This is a genomic window from Dechloromonas sp. ZS-1 (genome assembly GCF_039649255.1).
GTDB lineage: Bacteria > Pseudomonadota > Gammaproteobacteria > Burkholderiales > Rhodocyclaceae > Azonexus.
This window is the reverse complement of the sequence record NZ_JBDIYD010000003.1, coordinates 21,161-41,397: the sequence shown is the minus strand read 5'-3', so window position 1 is coordinate 41,397 and position 20,237 is coordinate 21,161. Positions and strand designations below refer to the sequence as shown.

Annotated in this window: 14 protein-coding genes; 8 read left to right on the top strand and 6 right to left on the bottom strand. The window is 61.8% G+C overall.

Translation table 11 applies throughout. The features are described 5' to 3' along the window. Window positions 1-1,665, bottom strand: a complete 1,665-nt coding sequence (gene paaN / locus AACO21_RS05270) for a phenylacetic acid degradation protein PaaN (RefSeq protein WP_346191456.1) — start codon at window positions 1,663-1,665, stop codon at window positions 1-3. Between the two features lie 362 nt (window positions 1,666-2,027). Between paaN and AACO21_RS05265 the strand changes: the two genes are divergently transcribed. From AACO21_RS05265 to AACO21_RS05240, 6 genes are all read left to right on the top strand, one after another. After that, window positions 2,028-3,056: a hypothetical protein gene (locus AACO21_RS05265; protein ID WP_346191455.1), complete on the top strand. Its 1,029-nt coding sequence runs from the start codon at window positions 2,028-2,030 to the stop codon at window positions 3,054-3,056. Window positions 3,057-3,160: 104 nt separating this feature from the next. After that, complete coding sequence (locus tag AACO21_RS05260; RefSeq protein WP_346191454.1) at window positions 3,161-4,210, top strand: 2Fe-2S iron-sulfur cluster-binding protein; 1,050 nt, start codon at window positions 3,161-3,163, stop codon at window positions 4,208-4,210. Window positions 4,211-4,418: 208 nt separating this feature from the next. After that, window positions 4,419-5,294, top strand: coding sequence for a branched-chain amino acid ABC transporter permease (locus tag AACO21_RS05255; RefSeq protein ID WP_346191453.1), 876 nt, complete (start codon window positions 4,419-4,421; stop codon window positions 5,292-5,294). Between the two features lie 2 nt (window positions 5,295-5,296). Beyond that, window positions 5,297-6,229 carry a branched-chain amino acid ABC transporter permease gene (locus tag AACO21_RS05250; protein ID WP_346191452.1) on the top strand — a complete coding sequence of 311 codons (933 nt, stop codon included), beginning with the start codon at window positions 5,297-5,299 and terminating at the stop codon, window positions 6,227-6,229. Between the two features lie 8 nt (window positions 6,230-6,237). Next, on the top strand, window positions 6,238-6,993 hold the full coding sequence (locus AACO21_RS05245) for an ABC transporter ATP-binding protein (protein ID WP_346191451.1): 756 nt from the start codon (window positions 6,238-6,240) through the stop codon (window positions 6,991-6,993). An 11-nt stretch (window positions 6,994-7,004) separates the two neighbouring features. Then, the gene (locus AACO21_RS05240; RefSeq protein WP_346191450.1) at window positions 7,005-8,318 is read left to right on the top strand and encodes an ATP-binding cassette domain-containing protein; all 1,314 of its coding nucleotides are present in this window, start codon (window positions 7,005-7,007) and stop codon (window positions 8,316-8,318) included. A 115-nt stretch (window positions 8,319-8,433) separates the two neighbouring features. On the opposite strand, the gene AACO21_RS05235 is transcribed toward AACO21_RS05240, so the two are convergent. The 4 genes from AACO21_RS05235 to cysD all read right to left on the bottom strand — a co-directional run bounded on the left by AACO21_RS05235 (window position 8,434) and on the right by cysD (window position 13,936). Next, the gene (locus AACO21_RS05235) at window positions 8,434-10,344 is read right to left on the bottom strand and encodes a diguanylate cyclase (protein WP_346191449.1); all 1,911 of its coding nucleotides are present in this window, start codon (window positions 10,342-10,344) and stop codon (window positions 8,434-8,436) included. An 81-nt stretch (window positions 10,345-10,425) separates the two neighbouring features. Continuing rightward, the gene (locus AACO21_RS05230; protein ID WP_346191448.1) at window positions 10,426-11,586 is read right to left on the bottom strand and encodes a response regulator; all 1,161 of its coding nucleotides are present in this window, start codon (window positions 11,584-11,586) and stop codon (window positions 10,426-10,428) included. Window positions 11,587-11,744: 158 nt separating this feature from the next. Continuing rightward, complete coding sequence (cysN, locus tag AACO21_RS05225; RefSeq protein WP_346191447.1) at window positions 11,745-13,013, bottom strand: sulfate adenylyltransferase subunit CysN; 1,269 nt, start codon at window positions 13,011-13,013, stop codon at window positions 11,745-11,747. Further along, entirely contained in the window at window positions 13,013-13,936 is a 924-nt protein-coding gene (gene cysD, locus AACO21_RS05220; protein WP_346191446.1) for a sulfate adenylyltransferase subunit CysD, read from the bottom strand. Before cysD ends, cysN begins: the two co-directional genes overlap by 1 nt. A 207-nt stretch (window positions 13,937-14,143) precedes the next feature. Here cysD and AACO21_RS05215 point away from each other — a divergent pair, with 207 nt between their 5' ends. Next, window positions 14,144-18,220, top strand: a complete 4,077-nt coding sequence (locus AACO21_RS05215; RefSeq protein ID WP_346191445.1) for a PAS domain S-box protein — start codon at window positions 14,144-14,146, stop codon at window positions 18,218-18,220. On the opposite strand, the gene trmA is transcribed toward AACO21_RS05215, so the two are convergent. Next, entirely contained in the window at window positions 18,221-19,315 is a 1,095-nt protein-coding gene (trmA, locus tag AACO21_RS05210; RefSeq protein ID WP_346191444.1) for a tRNA (uridine(54)-C5)-methyltransferase TrmA, read from the bottom strand. Window positions 19,316-19,484: 169 nt separating this feature from the next. Here trmA and AACO21_RS05205 point away from each other — a divergent pair, with 169 nt between their 5' ends. Continuing rightward, window positions 19,485-20,177 carry a carboxylesterase gene (locus AACO21_RS05205; protein ID WP_346191443.1) on the top strand — a complete coding sequence of 231 codons (693 nt, stop codon included), beginning with the start codon at window positions 19,485-19,487 and terminating at the stop codon, window positions 20,175-20,177. Window positions 20,178-20,237 lie beyond the last annotated feature (60 nt).

The window sequence follows — 20,237 nt, the reverse complement described above, 5'->3', positions numbered from 1 at the left end:
TCAGACGTGATAGCGACGCTGCACGACGACAAAGCGGTTGGCGACGAAGGCAGCATCGGCGTAGGACGCGTTGGCGGCGGGATTGCCGCCGGTGCCATGGTAGTCGGAGTACGCCGCCGATTGGTTCACGAAGACACCGCCGGTCAGGTTGATGGAGAGGGCCACCTTGGCGCGCATCGTGGCGCGGGTCATGGCGTCGATCACCTCGGCCTTGGTCGAGTAGATGCCGGCAGTCAGGGCGCCGTGGGTGGAGACGATGCGCTCGGAGAGGGCAATCGCAGCCGCGGTGTCAGCCACCTTGACGATGAAGCTGATCGGGCCGAATCGTTCTTCCATATAAGCGGCTTCGTCGGCGGCGTCACAGGCGAGCAGGACCGGCGTGCGGACTTCGGCGTTCGGGAATTCCGGATTGTCGAGCTTGGTCGAGGCCAGGATGACCTTGCCCAGGCGGCCGCTGTCGGCTTCGCCGATACGCTTCAGGGTGTCGGCGGACTGTACGGCGCCGAGCACGGCGTGGGCGACTTCCGGCTTGCTCAGGAAGCCCGAGACGGCCTTGGCCAGGTCGGCACAGACGTCGTCGTAGGATTTGTGGCCGTCTTCGGTCTCGATACCGCCGGCCGGCACGAAGAGGGCCTGCGAGGTCGTGCACATCTGCCCAGAGTAGAGCGCCAGCGTGAAGGCCAGGTTGCGCAGCATCGGCTTGTAGGCATCGGTCGAGTCGATGACGATGTTGTTGACGCCGGCCAGCTCGGCATAAACGCGGGCCTGGCGGCAATTGTCGATGAGCCACTGGCCGAACACATTGCTGCCGGTGAAATCGATGGACTTGACGGCAGCGTGCGTGACCAGCTTTTGCGTGGTGGCGCGGTCGGCGACACAGAGCGTGACCAGATTGGGGTCGATGCCGTTTTCGGCGAGCACGGCGCGAATGGTGCGCACGGTCATGGCGGCCGGCAGGATGGCGTTGCTGTGCGGTTTGACGATCACGGCATTGCCGGTGGAGAGCGCGGCAAACAGGCCGGGATAGGTGTTCCAGGTCGGGAAGGTGCCGCAGCCGACCACGACGCCGACGCCCTGGCCGACGATTTCGAAGTGCTTCTTCATGACCAGCGACGGGTTCTTGCCCTGCGGCTTGTCCCAGACCGTCTCGGTCGGGACGAAGCTTTGTTCGCGCCAGGCGTAGGCAACGGCTTCGAGGCCGCGATCCTGTGCATGCGGCGCACCGGCCTGGAAGGCCATCATCCAGCCCTGGCCGGTGGTCATCATCACGGCGTGGGCTAGTTCGAAGCTTTGCTTGTTCAGGCGATCCAGGATTTCCAGGCAGATGCCGGTACGGCCGGTGGCACCGACCTGCTGCCAGCCCGCCATGGCCGCCTGACCTGCGGCAATCAGGCTTTCCGGATCGCAAACCGGGTACTGCACGCCCAGCTCGATGCCATAAGGCGACTGCTCGCCCCCAGCCCAGCCTTGCTGGCCCGGTTGATCGAGGCTGAATTGCTGGCCGAGGCAGGCTTCAAAGGCGCGCTTGCCGTCATCGGCTGCCGTTTCACCATAGGTCTTCGGGCTCGGCATTTCGTTAAAGGCCGACCAATAGCCACGGGTCTGGATGGCGTTCAGGGCGCCTTCAAGCGTGGCGCGGTGTTTCTCAAGCAGCGGGTGGGTCATCTGGATCTCCTCGGACAGTTTTTTCTATGTGCGATGTGGATGGGATGTTGCACACGATACGAATGCGATCAACAAAAGTCAAATAAAAGTATCGTATTTGTTGTGCGCTTTCATTGTTACGTTTAATGTAAGTTGTTACGTATGCCTGTAAAAACTCAACAAAAACAATTGAATAAATTCTTTTGGCGCCAGCTGTTTTTCAATGTTCTGAAATGCAGAATTTGTTTCTGAAAAAAATTTGATCAATACGATACAAAAATGATTGACACGTCGTTTCGGTCTGTATCATTATTCACTCAACGCCAGCCGGGGTTCCGGATGGGGTGCCTGATGACTTGATGAAATCCTTAAAAGGAGGAGATATGGCTGCTAACAAGGAACGCTTTGCCGACAAGATGGAATTTCCGCCGGCAACCGAACAACCGAACGTGTATCCGCTGTCCTGGCGCTCGGAAAGCAAGAAGCTGCAGGAAGTCTGGGAAGCCGCGCGTCGTGAAGACTGGGATCCGGAGAAGTTGCCCTGGGATACCCTGGACGTGGATAGCTACACCTGGGAAGAGCGCGAATCCATCGCCTACTGGTGGAGCCTCCTGTCGGTGTTCGACGCCTCGGCCCCCCCGGTTTTTGCCGAAGCCCTGATCAAGACGTATGAAGTGCATGAGGAAGATCCGGTCCGCAAGTGCTTCTTCTCGGTCACCCGTGACGAGCAGAACCACGAAATCATGTGCGGTCTGGCCATTACCAAGTTCCTGGGCCATCCGGACCCGCTGACCTATCAGCCGAAGACCGAACTGGGCAAGCGCCTGCAGAAAAACGTGCAGTGGCTGTACTTCAACGGCGGCCGCTACTGGAATGGCTACAAGCAAGCCGTGCCGAAGTACGACCTCGCTGTCCTGTTCAGCTCCTTCCTGATGGGCGAGATCGCCGCTGCGACCATCTTCAAGCAGATGTTCGACAACTCCCGTGAGCCGGTCTTCAAGGAAGCCTTCAAGAACATCGGTCGCGACGAAGGTCGTCACATGGCCATCTGCATGGCGGTCATGGAGCGTGACTATCCGGGCCTGGCCGAAGAGACCAAGTCGGTCGTTACCAAGCAGATCCGCGCCGGTTACCTTTTCCTGTCCGCCGTGCTCTTCGAGCCGCCGATGGAATTCTGGGATCTGCCGGAAGACTTCATCGCCAACCAGCGCGAAGCCGAAGAAGTGGCCCGCACCGCCGGTTTCGGTATCCCGACCTATGAAGCCAAGCTGGAAAACTGGAAGAACGCGATGCTCAACCTGAAGGGTGTGCTGGATCGTTACAACATCCCGTTCCCGGCCATTCCGGAAGTCGGCATCACCGGTCAGGAAATCAGCGACATCGAGATGGAAGACATCATTCCGGTGTTCTGATCACGGTCGACCGTCAGAAAACAGCAAATTTGCTCCTGGCCGGCGTCCTTTCGAGGACGTCGGCCTTGCCGCAACAGAGATAAAACACAACAAGGGGAAGAAAAATGGCTCGCATCATCATGCAACCCTCGGGCAAGTCGGTGGACTGCGCCTATGGCGATACCGTGCTGATGGCACTCGAAAAGGCAGGTTACGCGCTGCCGAACAACTGCCGCGCCGGGGCGTGCGGCGAATGCAAGGTCAAGGTCACGCAGGGTCAGTTCGATCAGGGCATGGTGCTCGACATGGCGCTCTCGCAAGATGAGCGCAAGCAGGGCTATGGCCTGATGTGCATGGCGAAGCCGATTTCCGACGAGCTGACCATCGAGTGGGGCACCGAGGATGCCAAGCCGAAACTCTTCCCGCCGCGTGAAGACGCGCTGTTTGTCGTCATCGACAAGAAGCCGATCGCCGCGCGTGTCGTCGAGCTGCGCCTGCGTCCGGTTGGCCAGCCGATCCGTCATTGGCCCGGTCAGTACGTCACGGTGGGCAATCCGCGCGCCGATGTGCCGGCCCGCGCCTACTCGATTGCCAACGCACCGCGTCCGGATGGCGAACTGGTGCTGCAGGTGGCCCGCGCCGAAGGCGGCGTGACCAGCAACTGGATTCACGACAGCCTGCAGATTGGCGAAGGCGTCAAAATTTCCGGGGCCTACGGCACCTTCATCGGCGACCCGTCGGTCGATACGCCGGTCCTCTGTCTGGCCGCCGGTACCGGCCTGGCCCCGATCCTGGCCCTGGCCGAAGCCGCGCTGCGCCGGGGCTTCCGCAAGCCGGTGACCATGCTCTTCTCGGCCCGTACGGCGGACGATGTCTATAGCCAGGGGATGATGGCCTGGTGGCGCACCAAGCACCGCAACTTCGACTACAAGATCACCCTGACCCGCGAGGAGCGCGAAGGCTACATGCAGGGGCGTGTTGACGCCGTGCTGCCGAAGCTCTTCACCGATCTCTCCAAGCACACCATCTTTGCCGCCGGCAGCCCGGAGTTTGTCGACACCTGTGTCGCCGCAGTCAAGGCGCTGGGTGCGAAGGATGAACTGATTCATACCGAGGGCTTCTTTGCCCAGCAGCAGCCGGTGGTGGCAGACGACGATCATCTGCTCAAGTTCTGAACCGCAGGCAAGGCGCAGGGACGGGATTTGAAGCGGCGTTCTTATGGCTTGACTCACTAATATCGTAGTGATTAAATCATTTATGTATTAGTGAATTTCGCCTCGTCGAATCCACAACAAAAATATCAGGAGACAACATGAACATGGTGCTCAAGGCAGGGCGCAGGGGACGGAACCTCCGCCTGCTCCAGAAGGCAGGGAGGGCGTGATGCTGGCCCAGTTTCTGCAATTCCTCTTTTCCGGGCTGACGGTCGGTGCGACCTATGCCCTGGCGGCCCTCGGCTTCACGCTGATTTATAACGCCAGCCACGTGATCAACTTTGCCCAGGGCGAGTTCATCATGCTGGGCGGCATGCTGGCCGTGTTCTTCACGGCGGCCGGCTTGCCGCTGCCGGTGGCCTTGGCGCTGGCCATCCTGGTGCCGGCCATCGTCGGCGTGGTGGTTGAAAAGCTGGCCATCGAACCGGTCAAGGGCGCGGAAACCGTGACCCTGATCATCATCACCATCGGTGCTTCGCTGGTCATCCGCGGCCTGATCCAGATCTGGCTGGGCAAGGGAACCTTCGCGCTGCCGGCTTTCTCGGGCGATCAGCCGATCGAAATCCTGGGTGCGGTGCTGATGCCGCAGAGCCTGTGGGTGTTCGGTATCACGGCCATTGTGGTCGTCGCGCTCTGGTATTTCTTCAACCGGACCCTGCAGGGCAAGGCCATGCTCGCCACGTCCTTCAACCGGACGGCGGCCGAACTGGTCGGGATCAACACCAGCTGGGTGCTGTTCATGAGCTTCGCCATGTCGGCCGCACTGGGGGCGCTCGGCGGCATCCTGATCACGCCGATTACGCTGACTTCCTACGATGTGGGCATCATGCTCGGCCTGAAGGGCTTTGTCGCGGCGGTGGTCGGCGGCCTGGGCAATGGTCTCGGGGCCGTGCTGGGTGGGCTGCTGGTGGGCATCCTGGAAGCCATGGGCGCCGGGTATCTGTCGTCCGCCTACAAGGATGCGATTCCCTTCGTGCTCATCCTGTTCATCCTCTTCTTCATGCCGCGCGGCCTGTTCGGCGGTAAATCGACGGATCGGGTGTAAGCATGAAAAAGTCTCAGAACATCGGTCTTCTGATCGTCATCGCCGTGCTGCTGGTCGTGCCTTTCATCGTGCCCAACAGCTTTTATCTTGACCTCGCCATCCGCATGGCCATCAATGCCGTGATCGTGCTTGGCCTCAACCTGCTGATCGGCTTTGCCGGCCAGATCAGCCTGGGGCACGCCGGTTTCCTCGGCATCGGGGCCTACGCCTCCGCCGTGCTGCCCACGCATTTCGGCTGGCACCCGCTGGTCGCCATGGGGACCGGTGCGGCAGTGACCGGCTTGCTGGCAGCGCTGGTGGCACGCCCGATCTTCAAGCTGAAGGGGCATTACCTGGCCATGGCCACGCTCGGCCTCGGCATCATCATCAACATTGCCTTGCGCAACGAGGCGCAGTGGACCGGCGGGCCGGACGGCATGCCGGTGCCGCCGATGAGCGTCTTCGGGGTTGAGATCTACAGCGACAAGATCTGGTACTGGGTGGTCGCCGGCCTCCTCGTCGTCAGTGTCTGGGCCTCGCTGAACCTGATCGACTCGCCCTTCGGCCGCGCCTTGCGTGCCCTGCACGGTTCCGAAGTGGCCTCGCAGGTGGTCGGCGTCGATGTGGTGCGTTACAAGGTGGCGATTTTCGTCATGTCGGCAGTCTTCGCTTCCCTGATGGGCAGTGTCACGGCGCATTACATCGGGTTTGTCAGCCCGAACTTTGCCGATTTCTTCCATTCCATCGAGCTGGTCACCATGGTCGTCGTTGGCGGCATGGCTTCGGTCTTCGGCTCGCTCATCGGCGCCGTGCTGCTCACCGCGCTGCCGCAGGCCCTGGCCACCTTCGAAGGCTGGGAAACCGTGGTCTTCGGGGCCATCCTGATGCTGTTCATGATCTTCCTGCCCAAAGGCATCGTGCCGACGCTGGCCGCCAAGTTCGGGAAAGGGGAATAACCGTGCCGATGCTTGAAGTCAAAGATCTCTCCATCCATTTCGGCGGCGTCAAGGCCGTCCAGAATGTCTCGTTCAATATCGATGCCGGCATCGTCTATTCCGTGATCGGCCCGAACGGCGCCGGCAAGACGACGCTGTTCAACCTGATTACCGGGGTGTACACCCCGACCACCGGCGAAATCCGGCTCGATGGCGAGGCTATTCAGGGCAAGTCGCCGAACGAACTGGCCCGCCGCGGCGTGGCACGGACCTTCCAGAACCTGCAGGTGTGCATGAACATGACGGCCATCGAGAACGTCATGGTCGGGGCGCATTTGCGCCTGGACCGCAACCTGATCAAGGCCGCCCTGCGTTTTCCGGGGCTCAAGCGGCGCGACCGCGAGCTGCGTGAAGAGGCCGCCGCTCTGATGGAGTTCGTCGGCCTCGGCCAGTACGTCAATGCCCGGGCCGATGCGATGTCCTTTGGTGCCCTCAAGCGCCTGGAAATCGCCCGCGCCCTGGCCATGAAGCCGCGCCTGATCTTCCTGGACGAGCCGGCCGCCGGTCTCAACCCCAAGGAAACCATCGAGGTCGATCATCTGGTCCGCAAAGTGGCCGATTCCGGCGTCACCGTCGTGCTTGTCGAGCACGACATGAAGATGGTGATGAACCTGTCGGACCGTATCCTGGTATTGGATTACGGCAAGAAACTCGCTGAAGGCACGGGCGAGGAAATCCGCAAGAACCCGGATGTGATTGCCGCCTATCTCGGCGCGCACGCCTAAGAGGACGAATCATGGAATCCCTGCGCATCATTACCGAAGAGCATCAGAACCTGTGGCGCATCGCCACGACGCTCGATCTTGTGGCCGACGAAATCGACGCGGGCGGCAAGGTGGAAGCCCCGTTTTTCAGTTCGGTCTTCGATTACATCGAGGAGTTCATGGACCGCGCCCACCATGCGAAGGAGGACGAATTCCTCTTTCCGCTGCTGCGCGCCCGTTCTCCCGAGGCCGCCGGCGTGCTCGACCGTCTGCAGGCCGAGCATCGCAACGGCCCGGACGTCCTGCGCGATTTACGCCTCAAACTGGCGTCGACCGCCGGGGGGGCAGAGGCCAACCCGGCCTTCACCGAGGCCCTGCGGCACTACACCCAGGCGATCAAGAGCCACATCCGCAGCGAAGAAAAGGATGTCATGCCGCTCGCCCGCACGGCGCTGAATGCCGAGGACTGGGCGGAGATCGACCGGGCTTTCCAGGATAACGACGATCCGCTGTTCGGCGAGAAGTCCCGCGCCGAATTCCGCGAGCTCTTTCACCGCATTGCCAGCCTGGCGCCGGAGTCGGTCGGTCTGGGCGCGCACAGTGCCGGCGCCTTGCAATCCGGCGCTGCTCCGAAGGGCGATGTCCTGCTCAAAGTGTCGGGCATGGAAAGCTGCTACGGCCGGATCAAGGCCCTCAAAGGCATCGATCTGGAAGTGCGCAAGGGCGAACTGGTGGCGCTGGTCGGCGCCAATGGGGCCGGCAAGACGACCTTCCTGCGGACGCTCTCCGGGGTCCAGCCGATGAGCAGCGGCAGCATCTGGTTCGATGGCGAGGACATCTCCGGTCTACGTGCCGATCAGCGCGTCCGGCGCGGTATCTGCCAGAGTCCGGAGGGACGTCAGGTTTTCGGCCCGCTCTCGATCGAAGACAACCTCCTGCTCGGCGCCTATACCCAGCCGAAGCATCAGGTGGCAGAGGATATGGAGAAAATCTACGCGATGTTCCCCATTCTCAAGGAAAAACGCCATCTGCCGGCCGGGACCTTGTCCGGCGGTCAGCAGCAGATGCTGGCCATCGGCCGCGCACTGATGGGCCGCCCCAAGATGCTGCTGCTGGACGAGCCGTCCATGGGGCTGGCGCCGCTCCTGGTCGAAGAGGTGTTCAACGTCGTCAAGACACTCAAGGCGCAGGGCATGACCATCATGCTGGTCGAACAGAATGCCTTTGCCGCACTGGCCATCGCCGACCGCGGTTATGTGCTGGAAACCGGCAGCATCACGCTGACCGGCACCGGTCAGGAACTGATCAGCAACGAGCAGGTCCGCGCCGCTTACCTCGGCATGTAACGATCCCCGCAACGCATTCATTCGTGAATGTCACTGCACTTTGCCCGGGTTTCCGCCCTCTGGAAACCCGGGATTTTTTTGTGCTGATTGCGCGTTGACCGTCGGGAAGGGGGATTCAGCGGCCGGTGTCGTCGTCGGATTGCTCGTCGTTGGATTGTGTATGGCAAATCCGGTTGCGGCCGCCGGCTTTGGCCGCATAGAGGGCATGGTCTGCGCGGGAGAGCAGGGCTTCATGGGTCGGCTCGTCGCCTTCCAGCAGGGTGTAGCCGATCGAGCAGCGCACTCCTTCCTGCAGGCCCAGATCTCGGAAGTCCAGTGCCGCGACGCGCTGGCGGATGCGTTCAGCCACTTCGGCCGCACCCTCGGCCGTTGTTTCCGGCAGGAAAAACGCAAACTCCTCGCCACCGATCCGGCCGACGCCATCCTCCTGGCGCAGGGTGTCGGTAAACGCGCTTGCCACCTGCTGCAGCACGACATCCCCGGTATGGTGGCCGAGCCGGTCGTTGATCTGCTTGAAGTGGTCGATATCCAGCATCATCACCGCCAGCGGGCGGGCGTGACGCTGGCTGCGCTGGAATTCGGCGGACAAGGCATGCATGAAGCTGCCCCGGTTGAATAGGCCAGTCAGGGCATCGTAGGTGGCGCGGCGCAGCAGTTCCGCCTCCATGCGCTTGCGTTCGCTGACATCGCGGGCCGAGGCCCAGATCAGGGTGCGTTGTCCATCCTGAAAGGCGGCCATGCTGATTTCCGCATCCCAGTTTGTCCCGTCGAGGCGCCGCTGGCGTGTACTCAACATGACCGGCGTCTCGCTGCAGTGACTCAGGCGTTCCCGGTAAGCCGTTTCATCCGGCTGGGCATCCCAGTCCCAAATACGGGTGCCGGCCAACTGTGCGCGGTCTGTGGCCCCCACCTGGCGCAGGAAACCATCGCTGATCTCGATAAATTCGCCCTCTTGATTGAGCACGATGATGCCGTCTGCCGAGGTGTGCAGAAAGAGCTTGTAGCGACGGGTGGTTTCAATGAGGGAGGCGGTGGTGCGATAGTTTTCCATGACCAGGCTGACCAGTGCCGCGACCGACTCGATCAGCTCGATTTCCTCCGCCGTCGGCGTGCCCGGCTGTTCCTGGTAAATGGCGAAAACAGCCTCCAGCGTGCCATCGGCCGCATGCACGGGTTGCGACCAGCAACTGCGCAAGCCGTAGGGTAAAACCTTCTCCCGGAAGCGTGTCCAGTACGGATGGGTGGCGATGTCGTCGATGATCACCCGTTCGCCGGAAAACGCGGCAGTCCCGCAGGAACCTGCCTGATCCCGGATGGGGATGTTGCGCAGGTGCTGGGTGTAGCCGGTCGGCAGCGTGGGGGCGGCAATCAGGTTGAGCTGTTTGCCATCAGCCGTCGGTTGCATCAGGGAACAGTGCGAGCCTGGGCGCTCCTGTTCGATACCCAGCAATAGCTTGTTCAGGACCTCTGTTAGCGGCGCATGACGTGCCGCCTGCTGCAGGATGCGGTTCTGGAAATCCAGGCGGCGACGCGTGCTGTCGAGTCTGTTTTGCGTATCCAGGCGCAGCAATTCCGCACTGATCCGTTTGGTCAGGAGCGTGAGGGTCGCCTCCAGCGAGGCGGGCGGCTGATACGGAGTCTGGAAAAACAGGCCGAGGTGGCCCGTACATTGGCCTGCCCCATCAAAGAAGGGGTAGCCGAGGAAAGTTTCGCAGGCCAGGGCGCGGGCCGGTTCAAAACGTTCCGAGACACCATGTTCGATGAGGACGGGTTGGCCGAGGTAGACCAGGGCGCAGGGTGTGCCGGGCAGTGCGAACGATTTGGGGCTGCTTTGCTGGCTGGAGGCAACGACCGCGACCCGGGTGGTTGGAAAGTCCAGGGCACGCGTAATGAATACCCAGTGTGCGCCCAGTTCGCGGGCAATCCCGGCAACCAGGGTATTCAGAAACGCGTCACCGGTCAGGTGCAGGGTACGCTGGATCAGCGCACTCAAGGCGGTGCTGCCGCTCGGGGAAGATGTGCGCACGGAAAGAACCTGATGAAATCAATCCGTGATTATTAATTATTGGTAAATTGATTGTCAATTATGCAAACGGACGCGTTCGCTTCAGAACAGTTCGATATCGTCACTGCTCCCGGCGGTGCCGTGCAGCGCGCCCAGGAGGGCCGAGAATTCGGCTTCAAATTGACCGCGGGTGGAGAGCATGGCGAGGATGTTCTGGACCGATTCGTTCATCAGGTCATTGATCGCATTTTCCTGATCCGTGGTTGCGCCCAGCCAGGAGAAGGAGCCTTCGACCTTATCGACCAGTTCCTGCAGCAGCAGGCGGGTGTCCGTCATCATCAGGCGGTGTTCATGGCGCAGCGACTCGACGGCTGCGCTGGCGCCAATCATCGCGACTTGCAGCTGTTCTGCACGCTGAACCGAGGCCTGACGCATTTCAACGTTTTCGACGAGCGACTCTGCGGCTTCGGCAAGAATGGTGAGATTGTCCCGGAATTTGCCGGTCTCTTCATCGGAGTGGATCGGGGCATTGGTCGCGATCATCGACACATGGTCGTAATTCACCACCAACTGCGATTTGAACTGGAAAACACGCCCCATGCTGGCGACCTGCGACAACACCGATTTTTCCAGCGGGCTGGGCTCGCCTTCGCTACGGAAATATTGGTTGCCGGTTGCCGTCCGGATGACGCCATAGCACTGCATGCCGAGATTCTGCATGGCTTCGCTGAGGCGGTGGGCCAACTCGATATAGGAGCGGCACTGAATGCTGGTGCGCAGGAAATTGAGCAGGGTGCCGGTTTCACCGACCGACGAGAGAAAATTCATCGCCATCGACTGCAGCGAATTTTTTTCCTGCAGCAGACGCTGGTAGTTCTGGTGGGTATCAATGGCCAGCCCTGCCTTGCGCAAGAGCAGATCGGCCGATACCGGCTTCTGGATGAGATCGTTGGCGCCGGCTTCGAAGGCTTCGAGCTGCGATTCCAGCGTGTCATGCCCGGTGACGACAATGATGGGCAGGCTGCCCTGTTCGCGAATCCGACGGCAGGTCTCATAACCGTCGAGGCCGGGCATTTCGATGTCGAGCAGGATCAGATCAGGCTTCAGGCTGTCGAGAACCTGCAGGACATCGCTGCCGGATTCGACCACCTCGACGCGAAACTCCTTCTTCAGGATGGCGGCATGCAGGGTGCGTGCCATGGGTTCGTCGTCGGCAATCAATACCAGAGGCTGGTCGGCTGTATCGAATTCGAAAGTCATCATTTTTTGCATGGGCATTGATTGCCCAAAGATAGCCCAGGGCAGCGGAATGGGGCAAGCAGATTTGTCAAAACCTGTACTTATGTCCGCGATTTGCCGCGTATAAATAAAAAAAGAGCCAATTTCAACATTGGCTCTTTTTGTTGGGGGCGGTGCCTGGATCAGAGGATCATGCCGGCGCCGACCGTGTTGTTGTTGCTTTCGTCGATGACGATGAAAGCGCCGGTGGCCCGGTTGTCCTCATAGGCATCGACGAAGAGCGGTTGGGCCAGCTTGAAGCGCACCTGAGCGATGTCGTTCATGGCCAGCTTTTCGGCCGGCACGCGCTCCAGCGTATTCACGTCGAGGCGATGGTCGATGGCGGTCAGCTTGGCCTTCGAGTCACGCGTCGTGTGGCGGATCAGGTAGGTGCGGGCGCGGTCGAGCGGGGTTTCCGAGAGCCAGCAGACGGTGGCGCTGATTTCCTTGACGGCCGGCGGCACTTCGCTCGACTTGACGATCATGTCGCCGCGCGAGGTGTCGATTTCATCGGCCAGCAGCAGGGTGACGGATTGCTCGGTGACGGCTTCCGCGAGGTCCGTGCCGCCCAACTGGATGGCCTTGACGGTCGACTCCAGTCCGGAGGGCAAAACCGTGACGGCATCGCCGACCTTGATCGCACCGGATTCGACACGGCCCATGAAACCACGGTAGTCGTGCAGATCCGGATTGGCGGAGTCCTGCGGGCGGCAGACGAACTGCACCGGGAAACGGAATTTTTCCGTGTGTTCGGTATGGGCGGCCGGCACGGCTTCGAGGATCTCGAGCAGGGTCGGGCCTTCGTACCAGTTCAGGCTGTCGCCACGGTCAACAATCATGTCGCCGTTCAGCGCGGAAAGCGGAATGAAGCGGATGTCGTCGATGCCGACCTTGGCCGCGAACTCGAGGTAATCGGCCTTGATCTTCTCGTAGGCTTCCTGCGAGTAGTCCACCAGATCCATCTTGTTGATGGCGACGACGAGGTGCGGGATGCCGACCAGCGAGGCCAGCTTGGAGTGGCGGCGAGTCTGGGTCAGCACGCCCTTGCGCGCATCGATCAGGATGATGGCCAGGTTGGCAGTCGAGGCGGCCGTCACCATGTTGCGGGTGTACTGCTCGTGGCCCGGGGCGTCGGCAATGATGTACTTGCGCGTGCCGGTCGAGAAGTAGCGGTAGGCGACGTCGATGGTGATGCCCTGTTCGCGCTCGGCCTGCAGGCCGTCGGTGAGCAGCGACAGATCGACGGCGCTCATGCCGCGCTTCTGCGAGGTTTTTTCGATGGCGTTCAGGGTATCGGCGAGGATGGTCTTGGTGTCGAACAGCAGGCGACCGATCAGGGTGCTCTTGCCGTCGTCGACGCTGCCGCAGGTCAAAAAGCGCAGCAGGCCGTGATCTTCAACGTGGGCGGTCATCAGAAGTAACCCTCTTTCTTGCGTTGTTCCATGGAGGCTTCGCTGGTCTGGTCATCCAGACGCGTGGCGCCGCGCTCGGTGATGGTGGTGGTGGCGGTTTCGACGACGATCTTCTCGACGGTGTCGGCATCCGATTCGACCGGCGCCGTGCAGGAGATATCGCCGACGGTGCGGAAACGCACCAGCTTGTCGATGATTTCCTCGCCGGCCTTCGGCAGGTTGGTCAGCTCACCGGAAACCAGCGGGACATTGACCGGCACGATGGCGCCCTGGCGGATCACGACCGGGCGGGTGTGGGCGAAGTAGATCGACGGCAGTTCGAGCTTCTCGCGCTCGATGTATTGCCAGACGTCCATTTCGGTCCAGTTCGAGATCGGGAAGGCGCGGATGTTCTCGCCCTTGTGGCTGCGGGCGTTGTAGAGGTTCCACAGTTCCGGGCGCTGGTTCTTCGGGTCCCATTGGCCGAATTCGTCGCGGAAGCTCATGATGCGTTCCTTGGCGCGGGCCTTTTCCTCATCGCGGCGGGCACCACCGATACAGGCGTCAAAGCCGAATTCCTCGATGGCTTCGAGCAGCGTGACCGACTGGTGCTTGTTGCGCGACTCGCCTTCGTGCTTCAGCACGACGGTGCCGCGCTTCATGGAGTCTTCCACCGAGCGGACGATCAGGCGTTCGCCGAGTTCGGCGGCGCGCTTGTCGCGGAAGGCGACGACTTCCTGATAGTTGTGGCCGGTGTCGATGTGCATCAGCGGGAAGGGGAACTTGCCCGGGCGGAAGGCCTTTTCGGCGATGCGCAGCATGCAGATCGAGTCCTTGCCGCCGGAGAACAGCAGCACGGGGTTGGAACACTGGCCGGCCACTTCACGCATGATGTGGATGGCTTCGGCTTCAAGCCAGTCGAGGTGGGAAAGCGTCTTTTTCACGGTCGTCCTGAATAGGGCTGGGATCACGATGCCCGCATTGTACGGACTTGATAAATTTCTTTAAAGAATGAAATTTCATTCCTATAGATCGAAATTGTATATGGCGATAATCTAACCTTGGGTTGCCCCCCGCATCCGTGGATAATCGCGCTTGATATTCCGTCCGCGTGCGCAGGCGGAGACAGAACAAAGAGGTAATGGGGAGCCATGAGTTCAGTCGCGCATCTTCGATTGCAGGATATCGCCACGGCCCAGGTCCGCACGGTGTTGCCCGAGATGCCGGTGCGCGACGCGGTACGGATTTTTTCCGCAGAGCACATTTCGTCCCTGGTGATTGCCCGTGAGGCACGCCCTCTGGGGATTCTGACCGAGCGGGATCTGGTCAATCTGCTCGCACAAGGGATCAGTCTCGACAAGCCTGTGGGCGAGGTCATGAGTACGGCCTTGCTGACGGCCAATCGCAGCCTGGATTTCGCCAGTGCACAGTTGATGATGCTGGAGCGCGGTGTCCGGCATCTGGTGCTGGTCGATGACGACGGTTGCCTGTGCGGTTTGGCCACCGAAACCGATTTCCGCCGGCGGGTGGGCAAGGATCTGCTGCATCTGCTCGGGCAGTTGGGCCGTGTCATGGATCATGCCGGTAGCCTGCTCGATCCGGCGGTGCCGCTCGCTCAGGTGGTCCAACTCATGGCGGCCGGGCGTCTCGATTATGTGCTGGCGGGGCGTGAGGGGCGGGCCGAGGGCATTCTGACCGAACGTGACATCAGCCGACTGTTGCTGGAAGGCATCCCCGCCGAGACCACCTCGATGGGCGCCGTCATGCATCAGCCCCTGATCTCGATCACGCTCGGTTGCAGCGTGGTCGATGTGGCCGCGCGCATGGAGCAGGAGCAGATTCGTCATCTGGTTGTCGTGGATGATGGCGGGCGGTGCCTGGGGGTGGTCAGTCAGCACCGTCTGCTTGAAAAACTGGGTTTTGCCCTGGCGGAGGAGCGGCGCGGGCGGGTCATGCACGACATGGAAATGATCATGGCGACGACCGGCGTCGGCCTGTGGGAGTTCGATCATGTCCGTCAGGTGGTGTTTCGCAGTAACGCCCTGATTTGTATGCTGGGCGGCGATGCCGGGTTGCGCCAGGAGCCGCTGGCCGATGTGCTGGCCCGGATTCATCCGGAAGACCGGCCGCGCATCGAGCAGCTTTTTCATTCGGTGGCAGGCGGCCAACTGTCTGTTTTCAAGACCGACTATCGGGTGCTCGATACGCACGGGCAAACGCGCTGGTTATCGACACGCGGGCAACTGGTTGAACGGGAGCCGGATGGCACCCCACGGTGGACGGCGGGGCTGACCATCGATATCACCTCCAGCAAGGCGGCCGAGGCCCGGCTGCTCTCGAGTGAGCGCCGCTTCCGGCAGTTGCTGGAAGAGATGCCGCTGGCGCTGGCCTATACCGATGAAACAGGCAAAGTTGTCTTCGTCAATCGGCGCTTTGTGGCCTTGTTCGGCTATCCGGCCGAGACGCTGCCGGATATCGAAACCTGGATCAGGAAGGCGTATCCGGATCCGGCATACCGGGCGGCTTGCATCGACCGCTGGAGTACTGCGCGCCTCGAGGCAAAGGCGCGGAAGTTGCCGATCGTACCGGCGGAATACCGGATTACCTGTGCCGACGGTCAAACCCGCATTGTCGAAGTGTCCGGCATTGATTTTGAAGGGGATTTGCTGACCACCTTCGTGGACATGACGGAACGCCGGCATCAGCAGGGAATCCTGGAGTTCGGCCATACCGTGCTCAGCAAGGTGTCTCAAGGCAAGGCCCTGCACGACATTCTCGTCAGCATCTGCAAGGGCATCGAGTCGGAAGACAGCCAGGTTCAGGCATCGATTCTGCTCATCGACGAAGCGGGCGCCATGCATCACGGTGCCGCGCCTTCCTTGCCGGCGGCTTACATGGCCTGCGTGGAGGGCTTGAGCATCGGGCCTACAGTGGGTTCCTGCGGGGCCGCCGCCTATTTGCGCCAGCCGGTTTTGTCTGCCGACCTGCAACAGGATGCAAACTGGCGACCCTATCGCGACATCGCCAGCCGTTATGGGCTGGCTGCCTGCTGGTCACAGCCTATCCTGTCCAGCACGGGGCAGGTGTTGGGGACGTTTGCGCTGTATTGGGCCGCGCCCAATCCGACCATCTCCGATGTGCTGGCCCGCTATGTCGAGACGGCAACCAGCCTGGCTGCCGTGGCCATCGACAATGCCCAGCGCGCAGCAACCCTGCGCGACCTGAATGGTCGTTTGCGCAAGCTCTCGCAGGCCGTCGAACAGAGTCCGGAGTCGATCGTGATCACGGACCTGGAAGGACGGATCGAGTATGTCAATCAGGCCTTCATGAACACGACGGGCTATAGCCTGGACGAGGTTTTGGGGCGCAATCCGCGCTTGCTGAAATCGGGCGAGACGCCACCGGAAACCTATGCAGGCTTGTGGGCGGCCCTGAGTCAGGGTGCGCAGTGGTCGGGGCAACTGGTCAACCGGCGGCGCACCGGTGAAATTTTTCACGAATTTGCCAGCATCGCGCCGATTCGCGACGAGCAAGGCAGCATCACGCATTATTTGGCGGTGAAGCAGGACATCACCGAAAAGAAACGCATCGGGGAAGAACTGGACCGGTATCGTCACCATCTGGAAGACCTGGTCGTCCAGCGGACTGTGGAACTCTCCAAGGCGAAGGAGGTGGCGGAGGTGGCCAGCCAGGCCAAGAGTGCCTTCCTGGCGAACATGAGCCATGAAATCCGGACGCCGATGAATGCCATTGTCGGCCTCACTCACCTGCTGCAACGGAAGCTTACCGATCCGGAGCAGGCCAGGACGCTGGGACAGATCAAGCATTCGGCCGACCATTTGCTGCATGTGATTGACGACATCCTCGATATTTCGAAAATCGAGGCGGGCAAACTGGTGCTGGAGCACATTGATTTCGATTTGCCGGCCCTGCTTGAGCGCGTGACCAACCTTGTCCGTGAGGGGGCGGCAGCGCGGGGTCTGACGGTCAACACCGAATTGGCCCCCAATTTGCCCAAACGCCTGAACGGGGATCCGACCCGTCTGTCTCAGGCCATCCTCAATTACCTTGGCAATGCCGTCAAATTCACCGAGCAGGGGGGCATCACCCTGCGGGTCAGTGCGCTGGCCCTGGCCGACAAGCGTCATCAGCTGACGGTCGAGGTTCTGGATACCGGCGTGGGTATCGCCCTGGATGCGCAGTCGCGCCTCTTCTCGGCGTTCGAACAGGCCGATAACTCGATGAGCCGCCTGCATGGCGGCACCGGTCTTGGCCTGGCGATCACCCGCCATCTTGCCGAAATGATGGAAGGGCAGGTCGGGGTGGAAAGCACGCCGGGCATGGGCAGCCGTTTCTGGCTCACCGTCTGCTGTGCGCAGGCATCAGGCGGGGGGGGCGAGGTGGACAGCCCGGTCCCGGCGCCGACGGTCAACCTTGCTTTGAACGGCAAATCCATCCTGTTGTGCGAAGACAACCCGATCAATCAGGATGTGGCCGTCGCCTTGCTGCGTGAGGCCGGGGTCGCCGTCACCGTGGCCGGCGATGGTGCGGCCGGGGTGCGCGAGGCCAGCCAGCGTACTTTTGACCTGATCCTGATGGACATGCAGATGCCGGGCATGGATGGCCTGGAGGCCACCCGGCGCATTCGTGCTCTGCCCGGGTATGCGCAGTGTCCGATCCTGGCCATGAGCGCCAATGTTTTTGCGGAAGACCGGGCGGCCTGCCTGCAGGCCGGCATGAACGATTTTGTCGGCAAGCCGGTTGAGCCGGACGTGCTCTATCGGGCGCTGGCCAAATGGTTGCTGCCCCAGCAGGTACCCGCCGATGCCTTTGTTCCGCCGGCTCCGGTGCAACCGGCGGCGGTCGGTGAGGCCGATGAACTGGCCGCGATCCCGGGGTTCGATCTGGCGCATGCCCTCTCGGCCATGCGCGGCAAGCCCGAACGCGTGCGCCGCATGCTCGGCCTGTTTATCGATATGCATGCAGACGATATGGTGCGCCTGGATGCCGCTTTGGCGGCTTCGCATGCCGATGCCGAGCAGGTGGTGCATGCCTTGAAGGGCGCGGCCGGTACCCTGGGGCTGATCGAGATTCACACGATCGCGGCGCGCCTCAATCAGGCCTTGCGGGAGCGGGCGCCCATCGAGAGCCTGGGCGCGGATGTGGCCGCCTTGCGGACGGCCATGCAGGCGGCCTGTGCCGCCATCCGGGCGCTCAAGGCCGGTTGATCAGACGGTGCGGCGGCTGAGCAGGACGCCGCACTCGAGGTGGTGCGTGTAAGGGAACTGGTCGAAGACCGCGCTGGCCGCGATACGGTGCGTGGCGTGCAGGGCCGCCACGTTGTCGCGCAGGGTGGCCGGATTGCACGAGATATAGAGGATGTGCTCGAAGCCTGCCGCCAGGGCCAGCGTCGCCGGGTCCAGACCGCTGCGCGGCGGATCGACGAAAATCGTGGAAAAACGGTAGCTGGCCAGATCCACGTCCTTCAAGCGCTGGAAGCGCTCGGTGCCGGCCAGGGCGGCACTCATTTCCTCGCTCGACATGCGGGCCAGGGTCAGGTTTTCCACGCCATTGGCTGCCTGATTGTGCAGGGCGGCTTGAACCGAGGTCTTGCTCATTTCGGTGGCCAGCACGCGGCCAAACAGGGGGGCCAGCGCCATCGTGAAATTGCCGTTGCCGCAATACAGTTCGAGCAGATCGCCACCGAGCGGGGCGGCCTGCGCGCAGGCCCAGGCCAGCATCTGGCGATTGACGTTGCCGTTCGGCTGGCTGAATGCGCCTTCGTGCTGGCGATAGCTGAGTTGGCGACCGTTGAGCTCGAAAGACTCCTGCACCCAGTCGCGCTCGAGCACGACTTTCTGGCCACGGCTACGGCCGATGATGATCAGGCCGAGTTCCGCCGCCAGCGTCCGTGCGGCGGCTTCCCAGGTGGCATCGAGCTTGCGGTGATAGATCAGGGTGACCAGCAGTTCGCCGGAGAGGGTGGCCAGGAACTCGATGGCGTAAAGGCGCTTTTTCAGCAGTTCGTCCGCGCCCAGCCGGGCTTTTAGCACGGGCATGGTGTCGTGGATCAATCGGACACCGATCGGAAAATCCGCCATCAGGACCGGCTGCTTCGGGTTTTCCGGATCGAACATCGCGTAATCGAGGGTGTCGCCATGGTGCCAGATGCGGAATTCGGCGCGCAGGCGGTAGTGCGCCGGCTCGGAGGCAAAGACGCTGGGTTCCGGCAGGTCGAACGGCGCAAAATCGGTCTTGAAGCGGGTCAGCTTCTCGGCAAGCTGGGCGTCGTAGCGGGCGGGATCGGGTGTCGGCAGCGGCATGGCAGGTCAGGCAATAAAACGGGCACGCGAAGTGCAAGGGGCGCAAGTTTACCGTGTGGCAGCTGGGAGGGTGACTGATTTTTCAGACTTTTTTGTGGCTGACTTGTCGAATGGGGGCGAGATGCCGATACTCCCGGCGGTCAACGCGCCCAGGAAGGCAAAAATCATCATGGACATCCCTCAGAACCCCTTCGAAGCCATCGAAATCGAGACAGCCGACGCGCCTGCCTGGAGCGTCATCTGGCTACACGGCCTGGGGGCGGATGGTGGTGATTTCGCGCCCATCGTCCCGGCGCTCGGGATCCCGAAAGATCAGGCGGTGCGCTTTCTCTTCCCGCATGCACCGTACCGGCGGGTGACCTGCAATGGCGGTTACGAGATGCGGGCCTGGTACGACATCCTGGCCATGTATCCGGACCGGCGCGAGATCGATCTGCCGAGCCTGGATGAGGCGATCGCCGGCGTGCATGCCTTGATCGCCCGTGAAATCAGCCGGGGTGTGGCGGTCGACCGTATCTTCCTCGCCGGTTTTTCGCAGGGGGGGGCCGTGGCCTACGCGGCAGGGCTTTCGCATGCCGCGCCGCTGGCCGGCATCATCGCCTTGTCGACCTACCTGCCGGCCGTGGAGGCGCTCGCCTTGCGGCATCAGCCTGCCAGCCTCGCGGTGCCGCTGCTGGTCGGCCATGGCGACGAGGATGATGTGGTGTCGCCGGCCCTGGGTCTGGCTGCTCACGACTGGCTGCAGGCGAAAGGCCATGACGTGACCTGGCGGACCTTCACGATGGCGCACGAGGTCTGCATTTCGGAAGTGCGCTGGCTGGGCGCCTGGTTGCGCGAGCGGATGGCCGCCATCGCGGCATGAAAAAACCGGTGGCCAGGGATCACCCGGGCACCGGTTGCTGAGCTGCGCGACGCGGCGGCC